The 15,455-nt window shown below is 70.3% G+C and carries 17 protein-coding genes and 2 tRNA genes; 7 read left to right on the top strand and 12 right to left on the bottom strand.

Features of this window, described 5'->3' with window-relative positions; all coding sequences use genetic code 11:
• The 4 genes from ABD197_RS10010 to ABD197_RS10025 all read left to right on the top strand — a co-directional run bounded on the left by ABD197_RS10010 (position 1) and on the right by ABD197_RS10025 (position 2,176).
• Entirely contained in the window at positions 1–1,188 is a 1,188-nt protein-coding gene (locus ABD197_RS10010; RefSeq protein ID WP_344054075.1) for a serine hydrolase domain-containing protein, read from the top strand.
• Positions 1,189–1,224: 36 nt separating this feature from the next.
• On the top strand, positions 1,225–1,704 hold the full coding sequence (locus ABD197_RS10015; RefSeq protein WP_344054077.1) for a DUF2510 domain-containing protein: 480 nt from the start codon (positions 1,225–1,227) through the stop codon (positions 1,702–1,704).
• Positions 1,705–1,720: 16 nt separating this feature from the next.
• Entirely contained in the window at positions 1,721–1,933 is a 213-nt protein-coding gene (locus ABD197_RS10020) for a hypervirulence associated TUDOR domain-containing protein (protein ID WP_344054079.1), read from the top strand.
• A 105-nt stretch (positions 1,934–2,038) separates the two neighbouring features.
• Positions 2,039–2,176 carry a hypothetical protein gene (locus tag ABD197_RS10025; protein WP_344054081.1) on the top strand — a complete coding sequence of 46 codons (138 nt, stop codon included), beginning with the start codon at positions 2,039–2,041 and terminating at the stop codon, positions 2,174–2,176.
• 406 nt (positions 2,177–2,582) lie between these two features.
• Here ABD197_RS10025 and ABD197_RS10030 read toward each other — a convergent pair whose 3' ends face one another.
• The 3 genes from ABD197_RS10030 to ABD197_RS10040 all read right to left on the bottom strand — a co-directional run bounded on the left by ABD197_RS10030 (position 2,583) and on the right by ABD197_RS10040 (position 3,628).
• Positions 2,583–2,981, bottom strand: coding sequence for a hypothetical protein (locus ABD197_RS10030; RefSeq protein ID WP_344054083.1), 399 nt, complete (start codon positions 2,979–2,981; stop codon positions 2,583–2,585).
• Between the two features lie 28 nt (positions 2,982–3,009).
• Entirely contained in the window at positions 3,010–3,483 is a 474-nt protein-coding gene (locus ABD197_RS10035; protein WP_344054085.1) for a bleomycin resistance protein, read from the bottom strand.
• Positions 3,484–3,552: 69 nt separating this feature from the next.
• Positions 3,553–3,628: transfer RNA gene (locus tag ABD197_RS10040), tRNA-Glu, on the bottom strand.
• A 106-nt stretch (positions 3,629–3,734) separates the two neighbouring features.
• Between ABD197_RS10040 and ABD197_RS10045 the strand changes: the two genes are divergently transcribed.
• Positions 3,735–4,373: an MBL fold metallo-hydrolase gene (locus tag ABD197_RS10045; protein ID WP_344054087.1), complete on the top strand. Its 639-nt coding sequence runs from the start codon at positions 3,735–3,737 to the stop codon at positions 4,371–4,373.
• A gap of 56 nt (positions 4,374–4,429) precedes the next feature.
• Here the strand turns inward: ABD197_RS10045 and ABD197_RS10050 are convergent, their stop codons facing one another.
• The 4 genes from ABD197_RS10050 to ABD197_RS10065 all read right to left on the bottom strand — a co-directional run bounded on the left by ABD197_RS10050 (position 4,430) and on the right by ABD197_RS10065 (position 8,624).
• Positions 4,430–4,702, bottom strand: a complete 273-nt coding sequence (locus tag ABD197_RS10050) for an HPr family phosphocarrier protein (protein WP_344054089.1) — start codon at positions 4,700–4,702, stop codon at positions 4,430–4,432.
• Between the two features lie 66 nt (positions 4,703–4,768).
• Entirely contained in the window at positions 4,769–6,823 is a 2,055-nt protein-coding gene (locus ABD197_RS10055; protein WP_344054091.1) for a PTS fructose transporter subunit IIABC, read from the bottom strand.
• 44 nt (positions 6,824–6,867) lie between these two features.
• Positions 6,868–7,842 (bottom strand): 1-phosphofructokinase, encoded by a 975-nt coding sequence (gene pfkB / locus ABD197_RS10060; RefSeq protein ID WP_344054094.1) that lies wholly within the window; start codon positions 7,840–7,842, stop codon positions 6,868–6,870.
• On the bottom strand, positions 7,839–8,624 hold the full coding sequence (locus ABD197_RS10065) for a DeoR/GlpR family DNA-binding transcription regulator (RefSeq protein WP_344054096.1): 786 nt from the start codon (positions 8,622–8,624) through the stop codon (positions 7,839–7,841). Before ABD197_RS10065 ends, pfkB begins: the two co-directional genes overlap by 4 nt.
• Positions 8,625–8,748: 124 nt before the next feature.
• On the opposite strand from ABD197_RS10065, the gene ABD197_RS10070 reads away from it, so the two are divergent.
• On the top strand, positions 8,749–9,663 hold the full coding sequence (locus tag ABD197_RS10070) for an aminoglycoside phosphotransferase family protein (RefSeq protein ID WP_344054098.1): 915 nt from the start codon (positions 8,749–8,751) through the stop codon (positions 9,661–9,663).
• Here the strand turns inward: ABD197_RS10070 and ABD197_RS10075 are convergent.
• The 4 genes from ABD197_RS10075 to ABD197_RS10090 all read right to left on the bottom strand — a co-directional run bounded on the left by ABD197_RS10075 (position 9,588) and on the right by ABD197_RS10090 (position 13,072).
• Entirely contained in the window at positions 9,588–10,379 is a 792-nt protein-coding gene (locus tag ABD197_RS10075) for a hypothetical protein (RefSeq protein WP_344054100.1), read from the bottom strand. The two genes, ABD197_RS10070 and ABD197_RS10075, sit on opposite strands and share 76 nt — an antisense overlap.
• 73 nt (positions 10,380–10,452) lie before the next feature.
• A tRNA-Gln gene (locus ABD197_RS10080) sits at positions 10,453–10,527 on the bottom strand.
• A gap of 74 nt (positions 10,528–10,601) precedes the next feature.
• Complete coding sequence (gene gltX / locus ABD197_RS10085; RefSeq protein ID WP_344054102.1) at positions 10,602–12,116, bottom strand: glutamate--tRNA ligase; 1,515 nt, start codon at positions 12,114–12,116, stop codon at positions 10,602–10,604.
• Positions 12,117–12,127: 11 nt separating this feature from the next.
• Positions 12,128–13,072 carry a LysR family transcriptional regulator gene (locus ABD197_RS10090; protein WP_344054104.1) on the bottom strand — a complete coding sequence of 315 codons (945 nt, stop codon included), beginning with the start codon at positions 13,070–13,072 and terminating at the stop codon, positions 12,128–12,130.
• A gap of 81 nt (positions 13,073–13,153) precedes the next feature.
• Here ABD197_RS10090 and ABD197_RS10095 point away from each other — a divergent pair, with 81 nt between their 5' ends.
• Positions 13,154–14,218 carry an aminotransferase class V-fold PLP-dependent enzyme gene (locus ABD197_RS10095; protein ID WP_344054106.1) on the top strand — a complete coding sequence of 355 codons (1,065 nt, stop codon included), beginning with the start codon at positions 13,154–13,156 and terminating at the stop codon, positions 14,216–14,218.
• Here the strand turns inward: ABD197_RS10095 and ABD197_RS10100 are convergent.
• The gene (locus ABD197_RS10100) at positions 14,199–15,449 is read right to left on the bottom strand and encodes an MFS transporter (protein ID WP_344054108.1); all 1,251 of its coding nucleotides are present in this window, start codon (positions 15,447–15,449) and stop codon (positions 14,199–14,201) included. The genes ABD197_RS10095 and ABD197_RS10100 overlap by 20 nt on opposite strands.
• Positions 15,450–15,455 lie beyond the last annotated feature (6 nt).

Here is a 15,455-nt window from a genome sequence, read left to right on the forward strand (position 1 = left end):
ATGAGGGTACCGATGCCGGGATCACAGACGCGTCGCGCCGCTGCCGCGCTCGTCGCCCTTGCGGCGACCATGTCCTTTCTGTCCGGGTGCACGGCGACCCCGGACCCCGACACATCTCCGCCACCCGGCGGGGCCCTCATCATCCCCGACGCGCCGACCGGTGAGTTCGACGATGATGTGCGCACCGCGTTGGCGACCACGCTCGACGCGACGGTCGCCGAGTATGCGGTCCCGGGAGCGGTGGTGGGGGTCTGGGTACCCGGCCAGGGCAGCTGGGTCTTCGCTGCAGGCTCAGCAGACCTCTCCACCGGCACGGCCGCGGATCCGACCATGCAGTGGCCTCTGCGCAGCGTCACGAAATCGTTCACGGTCACCCTGATCCTGCAGCTGGTCGACGAAGGCCGTGTGCGCCTCGACGACACGATCGACGAGTACGTGGACGGGATCACGAACGGCGATCGCATCACACTCCGCGAGCTCGCGAACATGACCAGTGGCAACGCCGACTACACGAACGACGCGTTCGTGGCGGAGTTCAGCGCCGACCCCACCCGTCTGTTCACGCTGGAGGAACTGAACGGCTTCGTCCTCGGTCAGCCCGCGCAGTTCGATCCCGGCGCACGGCACGTGTACACGAACGCGAACACCAACCTGCTCGGCGCGGTCGTCGAGAAGGTGACGGGTGAGTCTTTCGGGGACGTGCTCGAAGAGCGCATCCTCGGTCCGCTCGAGCTCACCGACACTCGCTACATCCTCGACGCCGCGGATTGGGAGCAGCCCCACCCGGTGGGCTACGTGATCGACGACGGCGATCCCCTGGTGCAACCCGACAACCTGTCGATCTTCGGGCCCGCCGGCTCGATGGTCTCCACGATCGACGACATGCGGGTCTGGGGCACGGCGCTCGCCACGGGAGCGCTGCTGAGTCCCGAGACGCAGGCCGAGCGCCTCGATGGGGCGCCGCTGGAGGTCGGCCCGCCGTACGACCTGTACGCACTCGGCATCGGCGAGACCGACGGGTGGTGGGGCCACAACGGGGAGGGACTCGGCTTCACCGCCGCGGTGTTCCACGATCCGGCGACCGCAGCGACCATCGCGGTGTTCATGAACGAGTCGAATGTGGAGCCCAAGGCGCACCCTGCCGACCAGCTCTTCCGTCGGATCGCCGCGATCCTCTCGGCATCCTGACGGCGACCGGCGGCGCCGCGGTCGTACGCTCAGTGCATGGCGAGTGGACCTGAGCCCGGCTGGTACGACGACGGACGCGGCGCGCAGCGATGGTGGGACGGTCGGCAGTGGACGGAGCATTTCATCGATCTCCGCGAACGCGACGTCGCGCTCCGTGAAGGCGACAGTCTCGGCACTCCGGATGCCTTCGGCGGCATCGTCGTCGACGGCCGGACGATCCGATTCGGACGGCTGAGCGAGCAGATCGCCGGGGCCGTCGCGGTCGTCGCGCGCGGTGCGGATCTGCTGCGCACCGGAAAGCTCGGAGCGGCAGCCCGGGCCCGCGTTCTCGCGGGCCCCGCGGGCGGCATCACGCCCCGACTCCTCCCCCGGGCGGTCGATCCGACCGCCCTCTACCTCGTGATCGACGTCCAGGGCAAGGTCTGGCTCGTCCCCGTGCCCGCAGGTCAAAATGTCCAAGCCGGCAGGTTCGCGACATGGGTGAATGCCTCGTCGGAGCACTACCGCTATCGATGAGGACGAGGAGGAGCCGATGTCGAAGGATCTGTCGAAAGGCGACCGTGTCAGCTGGAACACGTCGCAGGGGCGCACAAGCGGGACCGTGGTCGAGCGGCGGGTGAAGTACTTCGAGTTCGCCGGTCAGCACTTCACGGCATCCGAGGAAGAGCCGAGCTACATCGTCGAATCCGAGAAGAGCGGCGACCGTGCCGCGCACAAGGGGTCCGCCCTGCGCGCGCTCAGCTGACCCCGCGGGCGTGCACTCATGCACAGCAGCCCGCGCCTGGCAAGGCCCCTCTCCCGGAGACGGGCGGTGTGATTGCCTTGCACTTCCCGACGAACGGAGACAGACATGAGCGACCCGAGGAATTCGGAAGAGCGCGAGCCGGATCACGACCCCCAGGATCGACAGAACACGTCCGACACGGTCGAGTTGCCCGACACGACCGACGAGAACGGCCGCCCGGTCGACAACCCATCGGGCGGATGACGGGGCGATCGCGCCGCACACCGGCGCGGATCTCCGCCGCCGCATATCTCACCGCATACAACGTCTCTGCGGCGACCGCACTGGGCCACCTCCCACTGTTCGGATCGAATCTGGCGTTCCGCCGCGAAGCCTGGCTCGGCATACGTTCGCGTGTGCATCGAAACGATCCCGAGGTCCACGACGATCTTGATCTGTCGTTCCACCTGGGCGAGCGCCACAGCATCCGCTATCTGCCGGGCGCCGCGATGGGCATGTCGATGCGACCGTTCCGCGACGGACGTGCCCTGGTACGTCGGCTCTCACGCGGATACCGGACCGTCTTCGTCCACTGGCCCCACGATCTGCCGCCGGTGCGGGTGACGCGACGAGCCCTGCGACGCACTCTCGGCCCCCCGGGCGGGAGTCGTCAGCGCCAGAGCGCGTCATAGCCGTCCACCGCGATCAGGCCTTCGGCGGCCCGTCGAAGCTCGCGATCGTCTGTCACGAGCACATCTGCCTGCAGCGTCGCGACCGCAAGGTATTCGGCGAGGGCGGTGTCCTCCCCGTCGAGGGACCCGGCGATGCGGAAGGCCGTGGCGCGCGAGACCCGATCGCCCAGCAGCCTGATCTTCATGGTCGCGAGCCGGTCCAGTGCCGCTCGCGCCGCCTTCTCGTCGAGCTGCCCAGCGCGGGTCTGCCGATAGAGCGAGGACAGCACGTGCGATCGGAGGACGACGGGGCCGACGAGGGCGTGCTCCGGCCGTACGGTGCGATCCTCGAGGACGATCCGCAGCGCGGTAGCTGCGTCGATGGCGAAGCGCGTCATGCCGCGATCATGGCACGCGGCTCCGACGTCATCCGGCGTCCTCGATGAGGTGCAGCTGGGTTCCGTCGAGATCGACGAGATAGCCCGCCCGCTGACCCCATTCGCGCAGGGCGACCGGAACGAGCCGCGGGATCCCCGTGGTCCGTTCGGCGATGCCCGCGGAGCGGACGGCGGCGTAGAAGGCATCGAGGTCGGCCACACGGATGCTGACCATGTAGCCGCTCGAGTACGGATCCAGTTCGGGCGCGAGGAAGAACTCCAGCACGATGCCGCCGCGGCGCAGGATGAGCCAGCCCCCGTCGCGGTAGGACACCTCGAACCCGAACGAGCCGTAGAACGCGATCGTGGCCGCGAAGTCGCGGGCGGGCAGATTCGGCACCGCACGGTCGCCGGCGCGAGCAGGTCGACCCGCGAGCGGTGCGTGCAGGCCGCCCAGTGCGTCGCGGGCCGCCGAGACTTCGTCCGACCAGCCGGGCTCATCCGTGTGCGAAGGGTGATCCATGTCGTGAGGGTACTCCGCGGGTCGGCGGGAAACGCAGAAATCCCGGTCTGGAAGACCGGGATTTCTCGTTGGTGACCCCAGCGGGATTCGAACCCGCGTTACCGCCGTGAGAGGGCGGCGTACTAGGCCGCTATACGATGGGGCCGTTCACGCAACCGTTCGATTATGCCATGCGCCCGGCGACGCCACAAATCAACACGAGCATCCGCGGACCGCTTGCCAGCACCGCGCGCGGTCGGTTGACTCGAGACATGCGAGTCACGAAGTTCCACCACGCCGCCCTGACCGTGCATGAGTCGGGCAAGACCCTCGTCATCGACCCCGGCTCCTTCACCGATCCCCTCGTCGACCTCGGTGCGGTGGTCGCGATCGTGCTGACGCACGAGCACCCCGATCACTGGACGCCGGAACATCTGGACCGGCTCTTGGAGAAGGCGCCGGGCGTCCCGATCTTCGCGCCGGAAGGCGTGGCGAAAGCCGCCGCCGGGTACCCGATCACCGTCGTCCGACCGGGCGAGACCGTATCGGTCGAGCCGTTCACCCTGCGCTTCTTCGGCGGAACGCACGCGGTGATCCACGAGACCCTGCCCGTCGTCGACAACGTCGGGGTCCTGGTCAATGACGAGCTGTACTACCCCGGCGACTCGTACGAGGTTCCCGAAGGCGTAGAGGTGGCGCTTCTCGCGGCGCCGCTCGGCGCGCCGTGGCTCAAGATCGGCGACGCGATGGACTTCGTGCTGGCCGTCGCGCCGCGTCAGGCGTTCGGCACGCACGACATGACGCTCTCGGTGATCGGCCGCAACATGCACCGCGCCCGCTTGCGGTGGGCGACGGAGAAGAACGGCGGAGAGTTCCTCGACCTCGACCCGGGCGATTCCGTCGACCTCTGAGCGCGAACGACGGATGCCGCGGACCGATCGGTCCGCGGCATCCATCGTTCCCGCTTCTATTCGACGGCGTCCAGGTCCGTCTCCAGGAGCGCCACGAGCTCGTCCAGCGCCTGCTCGGCACCGTCGCCCTCCGCCTTGAGCGTGACGACCGTGCCGTGCGACGCACCCAGGCCCATGAGGGAGAGGATGCTGCCGGCGTTCAGGTCGGGTCCACCGTCGGCCGAGATGGTGACCGGCACCTTCTTCTCCTGCACCGCCTGCACGAAGAGCTTCGCGGGGCGGGCGTGGAGGCCCGAGCTGCTGGCGATGGTTGCCTGACGTTCTGCCATGATGATGTGCCTTTCGTAGAGATCGCAGGATCCAGCATTCCTCATCCGGAATGCTGTGGCGAGGGGTCAGGCCGGAACGGCCGCGACCTGGAGGTTCGACTCCGCCTGCGCGAGCTCTTTCGGAGCGATGAAGCGCTTGAAGCCGACCACGAGGAATCCGGTCACGACCACGCCCGCCGCCAGCGCCACCAGGAAGCCCCAGATCGGGCTGATCGCGAAGAGGACGAAGATGCCGCCGTGCGGCGCGTACGAGCCGACCTGGAACAGCATGCACAGCGCACCGGTCACGGCGCCGCCGACCATGGAGGCGGGGATCACGCGCAACGGGTCGGCTGCGGCGAACGGGATCGCACCCTCGGAGATGAACGATGCGCCCAGCAGCCAGGCGGCCTTGCCGTTCTCGCGCTCGACCGGCGTGAAGAGCTTGCGGGCGAGCACCGTCGAGGCGAGCGCCATGGCGAGCGGCGGGACCATGCCGGAGGCCATCACCGCACCCATGATGTACAGCGGCGCGGGGTTGTCGATCGAGCCGGCGGCGAGGCCGGCGACGGCGAACGAGTACGCCACCTTGTTGACCGGACCGCCGAGGTCGAAGCACATCATGAGGCCCAGGATGATGCCGAGGACGACCGCGGATCCGCCCGACTCGGTCAGGCTCGTGAGCCAGTCGGTGAGCCAGGTCATGAGCGTCGCGATCGGTCGACCGAGGAAGAGGATCAGCAGGCCCGACGCGACAATCGATCCCACGAGCGGGATGATCACGACCGGCATCAGGCCGCGCAGCCAGCGCGGAGCCGGCAGCCGTCCCAGCCACCACGCCACCACACCGGCGAGCAGACCGCCGACGATACCGCCGATGAAGCCCGCGTTCATGAGCACTGCGACCGCGCCGGCCACGAAGCCGGGAGCGATACCCGGCCGGTCGGCGATCGCGTAGGCGATATATCCGGCCAGCGCCGAGACGAGGAAGCCCATCGAGGTGGCGCCGATCATGAAGAACACCGCGCCCAGGTACTGACCCAACGGCCCGAACGGCGAGGTGATGTTCTCGGTCGGCAGATCCCACAGCGAGTTCTGGGTGATGATCGTGCCGGCGTCGGCGGTGATCTCGTACCCGCCCAGCGCGAAGCCGAGCGCGATCAGGAGGCCTCCGCCGGCGACGAACGGGATCATGTAGCTGACACCGGTCAGCAGGATCCGCTGGATGCGGGCGCCGAACGAGATCGGCGCGGCCGAACTCGCAGATGCCGCTTCGGCATTGCCGCTCACCCGGGCGCCGTTCGGGTTCTTCGCCGTGGCGATCGCCTCGGCGATCAGCTGGTCGGGCTGCTCGATACCGCGCTTGACCCCCGAACGGACGACCGGCTTGCCGGCGAAGCGCCCGGGCTCGCGCACGTCCACATCGGTGGCGAAGATGACGGCATCCGCCCCGTCGATCACGTCGCGCGGAAGAGCCTGGTAGCCGCTGGAGCCCTGCGGCTCGACGACGAGGTCGATGCCGGCCTTCTTGCCCGCGGCCGTCAGCGCATCCGCCGCCATGAAGGTGTGGGCGATGCCGGTCGCGCACGCGGTCACGGCGACGATGCGCGCGGGGTGTCCATCGATGCTGAGGGCGTCCGACGCCGTGGCCGTGGCAGCCGCCGCCGGGGCCGCGGCTCGCGGGGCCTGCCCCTCGCCGATCGCCGCGTTCACGATCGCGACGACGTCGTCCGCGGTCGTGGCCGCGCGCAGCCCGGCGGTGAAGTCGTCCTGCATGAGGCTCCGGGCGAGCTTGGAGAGCACGGCCAGGTGCGCCTCGGCGGCACCGTCCGGCGCCGCGATCAGGAAGACCAGGTCGGCGGGGCCGTCGGCGGCGCCGAAGTCCACTCCGGGCTTGAGCCGCGCGAAGGCGAGGGACGGCGTGACGACGGCGGCGCTCTTGGCATGCGGGATCGCGATGCCGCCGGGCAGGCCCGTCTCGTCCTTCTGCTCGCGCGCCCATGCGTCGGCGAACAGCGCCTCGGCGTCGGTGGCGCGACCCTGCTGCGCGACGCGCGCAGCGAGGGAGCGGATCACCGCCGCCTTGTCGGATCCGAGCGGGGTGTCGAGTGACACCAGCTCGGCGGTGATGGTCTGGGACACGATGACCTCCAATGGTCGGTAGTGCGGATGATGCGGTGGGTTCGTCAGTCGTTCAGTTCTCGGACGACGACCTCGCCCGGAGGCAGATCGTCGGGGGTGGGTGCCTGGGTTCCGGGGAGGGATGCCGCTGCCGCGCCGTACCGCACGGATCGACGCAGCCGATCGGCCGGCGCGTCGCCGGCGACGTCGGCGAGCAGGTAGCCGGCGAGCGAGCTGTCGCCTGCGCCGACGGTGCTCACGACGCGGATGCGCGGCGGTGTGGCCTGCCAGGCGCCGTCCGTGCTGACCAGGACGGCCCCGTCCGCGCCGAGGGTCACCAGGGCCGCAGCGACCTGCGCGGGGACGAGCGCTCGCGCGACGGGGAGCACCGCGGCGGCGAGGTCGGCGCCCGCCTCCAGGTCGACCCCGGCCAGTTCGGCGAGTTCCTCGTCGTTCGGCTTGATCAGATCCGGCGCGGCTTCGGTGACGACGGCGCGAAGAGCAGGTCCGGAGGTGTCCACGGCGATCCGCGGAGCGCCCGCCCCCCAGCGTGCGCGCACCGCGCGGATCATCTCGACGTAGAGGCCGCCGCCCGCCCCCGGCGGCAGCGAGCCCGCCAGCACGAGCCACGCCGCACCTTCGCTCGCCGTCACGACCGCCGCGATGAGCTCGGAGACATCTGCGGTGGAGAGCGCCGCGCCCGGCAGGTTGAGCTTCGTCGTGACGCCCGCGGGATCCGTGATCGTCACGTTCGCGCGGGCGTGCCCTGCGACCTCGACCGGGTGGGCCGGCACGTGCGAGGCGCGCAGCGCCGTCGAGAAGGGGTCGTCCTGGGCGAGCGGCAGCACCGCGGTCGTGGGCACGCCCGCGGCGGCGACCACGCGGGCGACGTTGATGCCTTTGCCGCCGGCGTCCTCGCGGGAGGAGACGGCGGACTGCACCTCGCCTGGCTGCAGCGCGGCATCGAGGGTGATCGTGCGGTCCAGGGACGGGTTCGCGGTCACGGTGACGATGGAACCCGCCGGTGCGATCGGACTCATGCGATCCAGACCTCCACTTCGGCGTCGGACAGGGCTGCGGCCAGCGCGGCGTCGGGAGCGGCATCCGTCACGAGGACGTCGATCGCGTCGAGCCGGGCGAAGCTGACGAGGAGCTCGGTACCGAGCTTGTCGGCGTCGGCGACGACCACGACGCGCCGCGCCGCGCCGACGATCGCGGACTTGACGGCCGCCTCATCGGGGTCGGGGGTGCTCAGACCGAAGGAGGCGGAGATGCCGTTGGTTCCGAGGAACGCGATGTCGGGCCGCAGCCGCTCGATCGAACGAACCGTGTCGGCGCCCACGGCCGCCGCCGTGGCGGTGCGCACGCGTCCGCCGATGACGGTGACGTCGGCATCCGGGGTCCCCGCGAGCGCGTAGGCCAGCGGCATCGCGTGCGTGACGATCTCGACCTGCCCGCCCGCGAGGGACAGCCGCTCGGGCAGCTGCGTGGCGATCGCCTGGGTCGTGCTGCCGGCGTCGAGGTACAGAGATCCGTGGAACCGGGGGCCGATCACTTCCATCGCGCGGCGCGCGATCGCCGACTTCGCCTCGCTGCGGACCCGCGTGCGCTCCGCGAGCGTCGGCTCGGCGGTGCTGTCGCGCTCGCGGCTGACCGCGCCGCCGTGCACGCGCCGGAGGGCGCCGCTGCGCTCGAGCTGATCGAGGTCGCGCCGCACGGTCTCGGTCGTGACGTCGAAGCGACGGGACAGATCGACGACGCTCACCCTGCCCTCATCGAGCAGGATCCGCTCGATGAGCTCTTGGCGCTCCATTGCGTACATCGTGTTCCTTCGTCTGCGAGGGCTCCACTGGAATTTCCCACACATTACAACACAAACCAACATGAACACAAGCGCTGTCACGGAGTTCTTCCTCAATCGGATGCCGCTGCACTAGCGTCGGGGAATGCCCGACAAGCCGGCCGCGGAGATCCGGATCGATGCGGAGCTCGTCCGCGAACTCCTGCAGGAGCAGGCACCCCAGCTCGCCGGCGCCGCAGACGAGGGCCTCCGTCACGTCGCGGACGGGTGGGACTGCGCGGTCTGGCGTCTCGGCGACGATCTCGCCGTCCGCCTGCCGCGGCGCGCCATGGCCGCACCGCTGATCCTGCACGAACAGCAGGTGCTGCCCGGGATCGCGCGCCGCCTCGCTCCCGCCGGCCTCGGAGTTCCCGTCCCACTCGTGACGGGTCGCCCGGCAAGGCGCTACCCCTGGGCGTGGTCGATCGTGCCGTGGTTCGCGGGCGACACCGGGCTCGTCGTCCCGCGCGTCCGACGCATCGGCTGGGCCGCACCGCTCGCGCGGGCCGTCCGGCTGCTGCACACTCCGGCTGCGCCCGGGTTTCCGCCGAACCCCGTCCGCGGCGTCGCACTGCGGACCCGCGCCGCGGCCGTGCACGCCCGGGTGGATGCCCTGAAGGGTCAGGTCGCTGCCGACGCGCTGGCGCGGCTCGCTCTGATCTGGGATGCCGCACTGCGGGCCCCCGCGTGGTCGGACGGCCCGGTATGGATCCACGGCGATCTGCATCCCGGCAACCTCGTCGCCCGCGGCGGACGACTCGTCGCGATGATCGACTTCGGAGACGTCACGGCGGGCGACCCGGCGTACGACCTCTCGGTGGCCTGGATGGCGTTTGACCGGGACGGGCGGACCGCGTTCCGCGCCGAGCTGTCGGATCGGTACGACGAAGCGACGTGGACCCGGGCGAAAGGATGGGCGGCCGCCGTGGCGCTCATGCTGCTCGGTCAGAGCGACGACGATCCGCCGTACGCCGAGCTCGGCGCCGAGGCCGTCGCCGAGCTCGTCGCGGCGGAGGACTGAGCGTCGCCGACGGTCTCGGCGACCCAGACCTCCATGACGTCGTCACGCAGCGTGAAACGGAGAACACTGCCGTCGGGCAGGTCGAGTCCCTCGATCTGGCGCATGCCCGGGAAGAAGATGACATCGGCGACGGGATGCAGCGGCTCAGGCGCGCACCCGGCGGCGATCCACTCCCCCGCATCGTTCGTGATCACGATGCAGGTCGAGCCCTGCTCGGTGATCCCCGACCAGATCTGCAGGTCGTGGTAGGGCTCGTAGCGGACGGGTGACTCCGCGCTCACGCCGTACAGTTCGAAGTCCACCGGTGCATCTCCGAGTGGTGCACGCTCGAGGGTTGTCACCGGCTGAGGTGCTCCGACGAAGGGCAGAAGAAACCCGCCGGCCGCCCCGAGGGCAAGGGCCAGCAGTACCCAGACCAACACCGGAACGCGCCGAAGGCCGCGCCGACGCACATCGGACGCCGAACCGTCCGGCGTACCGGTGACCACTGCTCCGTCCGGCACGGGGACCTCGGGGTCCACGGTCTGCCGAACACCGAGCTCGACCGCCTCGTCGGGCGCGGCACCGCTGCGCAGCTGCTCCTCCAACTCGACCAGTCGCGCGAGCGCATCGGCATCGCGATCGATGTCGGCATCCGGTCCGTACGCGCGGGAGCGCAGGGCGTCAAGCTCAGCCTGCGCCTCCGGCGACCCGGACGATCGCAGCGGAGCGCTCATGCCTCAATTATCCCGAGGTGTCGGGCGAGTAGGGCCGGAATGCCGAAAACCCCCGCTCAGCGGGGGTTTTCGATGGCTGGGGTACCTGGACTCGAACCAAGAACAAAGGTACCAGAAACCTCCGTGTTGCCAATTACACCATACCCCAAGGCGCTGAGCCGGAGCCCGTGCCGAAGATCAAGTCTACGTGACGAGCGCGGCCTCGCCAAACCGGGCGGAGGCTCAGCCCGCGCGGAACGCCTCGAGCGCGGCGAGTCGTCGGAGCGACTCCGCTTTGCCCAACAACTCCATTGACTCGAACAACGGCGGCGAGACGCGCCGGCCGCTGACCGCCACCCGCAACGGGCCGTACGCGACTCGCGGCTTGAGCCCGAGCCCGTCGATCAGCGCACCGGAGAGCGCCTCCTGGACGGCCGCCGCGGTGAAGTCGGCTTCGGGGATGAGCTCGAGCGCGCTCACGGAGGCGGCCAGCACGAGCCCGGTGTTCTCGGGCAGGGCGGCCAGCGCGTCGTCCGCATAGACGACGTCGTCCGTGAAGAGGAAGCCGAGGAGACCCGGCGCATCGCCGAGGAGCTGGAGGCGCTCCTGGATGAGCGGCGCGGCCTGCGCGAGGAGCTCGCCCTGAGGGATCGTCGGCGGGTAGCTCACGACGCCGGCGGACGCCAGATACGGGACGAGTCGGCGCGCGAAGTCCTCCGGCTCCAGCATCCGGATGTGGTCGCCGTTGATCGACTCGGCCTTCTTCTGGTCGAACCGGGCCGGATTCGGATTCACGTCAGCGATGTCGAACGCGGCGACGAGCTCATCGAGCGAGAAGACGTCGCGGTCATGGGAGAGCGACCAGCCCAGCAGCGAGAGGTAGTTCAGCAGTCCTTCGCGGATGAAACCGCGCTCACGCTGGAGGAAGAGGTCGGCCTTCGGGTCGCGCTTGGAGAGCTTCTTGTTCCCCTCGTCGCCCAACACGAGCGGCATGTGCGCGAAACGAGGGATGAACTCCGTGACGCCGGCATCCACGAGCGCGCGGTACAGCGCCAGCTGACGGGCCGTCGAGGGCATGAGGTCCTCGCCGCGGATCACGTGCGTGATGCCCATGAGCGCGTCGTCGACCGGGTTCACGAACGGGTACAGCGGTACCCCTCCCGCCCGGACGATCACGAAGTCCGGGAACGATCCTGCCGGGAAGGTGACTTCTCCGCGGATCAGGTCGACGTAGGTCAGATCCTCGTCGGGGACGCGAACCCGCCACGCGGGCTCGCGACCTTCGGCACGGAAGGCCGCCTTCTGGTCCTCGGTGAGGTCGCGATCGAAGTTGTCGTAGCCGAGCTGCTTCGCGCGCCCGTTCGCCACGTTGCGGGCATCGATCTCCTCGGGCGTCGAATAGCTCTCGTACACCGCTCCCGTCGCCTTGAGCTTCTCGAGCACGTCGAAGTAGATGTCGTGACGCTGGGACTGCCGGTAGGGCGCGTGCGGTCCCCCGATCTCCACGCCCTCGTCCCAGTCGATCTCGAGCCACCGCAGCGCATCGAGAAGCTGCTGATAGCTCTCCTCGCTGTCGCGCGCGGCGTCCGTGTCCTCGATGCGGAACACGAGCGTGCCGCCGTTGTGACGGGCGTAGGCCCAGTTGAACAGCACGGTGCGGATGAGACCGACGTGCGGCAGTCCCGTCGGGCTCGGGCAGAAGCGGACCCGGACGTCGGAGCCGGAAGCGGTCGTGGTGCGAGGATCGGGAGTAGACATCGCCCCCCAGCTTAGTTCGCCGCGCCGTGCCCCACCGGGGCGAGGACACGATCCAGCGCGTCGAGCGCACTGCGGATCGCCGGCACCCGATCAGCGCGGTACGCCGTGACCACGTGGAGCGTCCGCGCCTCCTGCGCCGGGAGCGCGACCGTGCGGACGCCCGGCATGCGGGGGAACGACTCGATCGCCATCCGGGGAAGGGTGGCGACGCCGATACCCTGCGCCACGAGCCCTTCGACGGCCACGAAGTTGTCGGTTTCGAAGCCGATGCGCGGAGTGAATCCGGCACGTCCGCACAGCTCGAGCAGATGGCCACGACACCGCGGGCAGCCGGCGATCCAGTTCTCGTCCGCGAGGAGGGACACATCCACAGCGGCGGCGGCGGCCGCCGGGTGCCCCTCCGGCAGCACCGCGACCAGATCGTCGGTGCCGATCGTGCGCACCGACAGCCCCCGTGCGCTGGCCCCGTGGGGATCGCTCCGGTCGCCGGGATAGCTGAATGTCAGCGCGATGTCGGCGCGATCCTCACGGACGGCGGCGACCGCCTCGGGCGGCTCGGCTTCGACATAGGTGATCGTGATGCCCGGGCGGCGTTCGCCCAGATCGGCGAGGAGGCGCGGAATGACCCCCGGCGACGCCGACGGGAACCCCACCATGCGGACGCGTCCCGCGCGCAGACCCTGCAGCTCGGCGAGCTCGCCCGCTGCGGCGTCCAGGGCACTCGTGACGGCCGAGGCGTGGCGGGCCAGCACGCGCCCCGCCTCCGTGAGCCGCACCCGGCGGCCGGCGCGCTCGATCACCGCGAGCCCCAGCCGCTGCTCGAGCCGCTTGACCTGCTGACTGACGGCGGGCTGACTGTAGCCGAGGGCCGCTGCCGCCGCGGTCAGAGACCCTTCATCGGCGATCGCCTTGAGCACCCGAAGCGACTGCACGTCCACATCGAGGGCATCAGTCATCCCGCAAGAATAACGTCTGAGCATGATTCCGATCGAAGACCTGCTGTAGACGAATGATTCGGCGCGGAGCACGCTGGGGTCATGACCGCTCTCGCCCCTCCCGACCTGCTCTCCGTGCGCGCGGAGTTCACCGGTGGGCGGTCGTACCTCGCGGCGTGCACGCTGGGCCTGCCGACACGGGCGAGCCGCGCTGCGATGATCGCCGACCTCGATGCCGCGGCGTCCGGTCGCGCGTGCGCGGTGGCGTACTCCGCCGTGGTGGAGCGCACGCGCGGCCACTTCGCGCGACTGGTCGATACGGACCCCGCGCGCATCGCGATCGGATCGCAGACCTCGGTGCTCGCGGGTCTGATCGCCGCCGCGGTGCCGGACGGCGCCGAGGTGCTGTGCGCCGACGGCGACTTCGCGTCGATGGTGCAGCCGTTCGCACACGCCGGGCGCGGCATCCGGCTGCGCACCGCGCCGGTGCACGAGCTCGCCGACGCGATCACCGCCGACACATGGCTCGTGGCGTACTCGATCGTGCAGTCCGCGACGGGCGAGGTGGCCGATGCGGAGGGGATCTCCGCCGCCGCACACCGGCACGGAGCACGCACGCTGTGCGATGCGACGCAGGCGATCGGCTGGCTTCCCGTGAACGCGAAGGACCACGACGCGCTCATCTGCCACGCGTACAAGTGGCTCTGCGCACCGCGGGGAGTGGCGTTCCTCGCGATCAGCGAGGAGTTCGCCGCGGCGGTGCCTCCGATCTTCGCGGGCTGGTATTCCGCCGCAGACCCGTGGACCTCGTGCTACGGGTCAGCCGGCGCCCTCGCGGACGACGCCACGCGCTTCGACGTCTCCCCCGCGTGGCAGGCCTTCGTGGGCGCCGAACCCGTCCTCGAGCTCTTCGCCGCGACGGATCGCGCCGCCCTGTACGCGCACGCGACGCAACTCGCGACCGCCTTCCGCCTCGGGATGGGTCTCGATCTCCCCGAGCGCCCGAGCGCGATCGTCACGTGGGTCGACGCCGCCGGGGCGGATCTGAAAAGGCTCACGGATGCCGGCATCACGGCATCGGGTCGCGCGGGACGCGCGCGCGTGGCCTTCCACGTCTTCAACGACCGCGACGACGTCGACGCCGCCCTCAGCGCGCTCGGCCGCTGACCGGACTCGAGCGCGTCGCGAACGGCGCGAGGGCGAAGACCGCGACCACCGCCACCCCGACGACGAGCGCGAGTCCGCCGTAGCCGATGAGACCGAGGACGACGCCCGCCAGAATCGCCCCCACGGCGGCGACCATGCTCATCGTGAAGTCGCTGAGGCCCTGTCGGCGGGTCCGCTGCGCTTCGGAGGACGTTTCCGTCAGCAGCGCCGAACCGGCCACCGTCGTCGCGCTCCAGCCCAGGCCCAGCAGGATGAGGGCGATCGTCACGGCCGCGGGCGAGTCCTGCCCGAAGGAGGCCGTGACGAGCGAGGCGGCGAGAATCACCTGTCCGACCAGGATCGCGGGGATTCGTCCCACCCGGTCGGCGAGGATGCCGAACACCGGCGACAGGGCGTACATCCCTGCGATGTGGAGGCTGATCGTCAGGCCGATGATGCTGAGACTCGCCCCCTGATGCAGAAGGTGGACCGGAGTCATGGCCATGATGGCGACCATGACGCCGTGGGAGGCGGCGATCGCGAAGATCGCATAGCGCGCGAGCCGCGGGTCGTCCGGCCGGGCGATCGCTCCCGCGGCGTCGTCCTTGGACGCGACCACGCGTTGGGCGAGAAGCAGTGGGTCCGGCCGCAGTGCCGTGACGTACAGGACGATCGCGAGCGTCTGGCCGATGATCGTGAAGACGTACGGACCGGTCAGGGGCGGCATCCCGAGCGCGTCTCCGACGACCGCGCCCGGTCCGGTGAGGTTGGGGCCGAGGACGGCGCCGATCGTGGTCGCCCACACGACGATCGACAGATCCCGGCCGCGCGATGCGTCGGTGGCGAGATCGGCCGCCGCGAACCGTGACTGCAGATTCGCGGCCTGACCGCCGCCGATCAGGAGGAATGCCAGCAGGAGGAGCGGGAACGAGCCGATGCCGACCGCGAAGACCACGAGGCCGACACCCACGAGCGCGACGGCCATGCCGCCCGTGAGGGACAGCCGGCGACCGCGCGACCGGGCGAGCCGTGCCAACGGGATCGCGATGAGCGCTGTTCCGAACGTGACGGCAGCTGCGGCGAGCCCGGAGAACGCCTCGTCCCCGGAGATGTCGGCAGCGAGCACCGCCCCGAGCGAGATGGTCGCGCCGAACGCGAGACCTCCGAGCACCTGGGCGATCGAGAGCACCCAGACGGTGCGGCGCTGGATGCGCGCGAGGTCCTCGGCGCCCAGCGGCGCCGACTCACCCACGCGGGG

Origin of the sequence: Microbacterium lacus (assembly GCF_039531105.1) — a bacterium.
GTDB lineage: Bacteria > Actinomycetota > Actinomycetes > Actinomycetales > Microbacteriaceae > Microbacterium > Microbacterium lacus.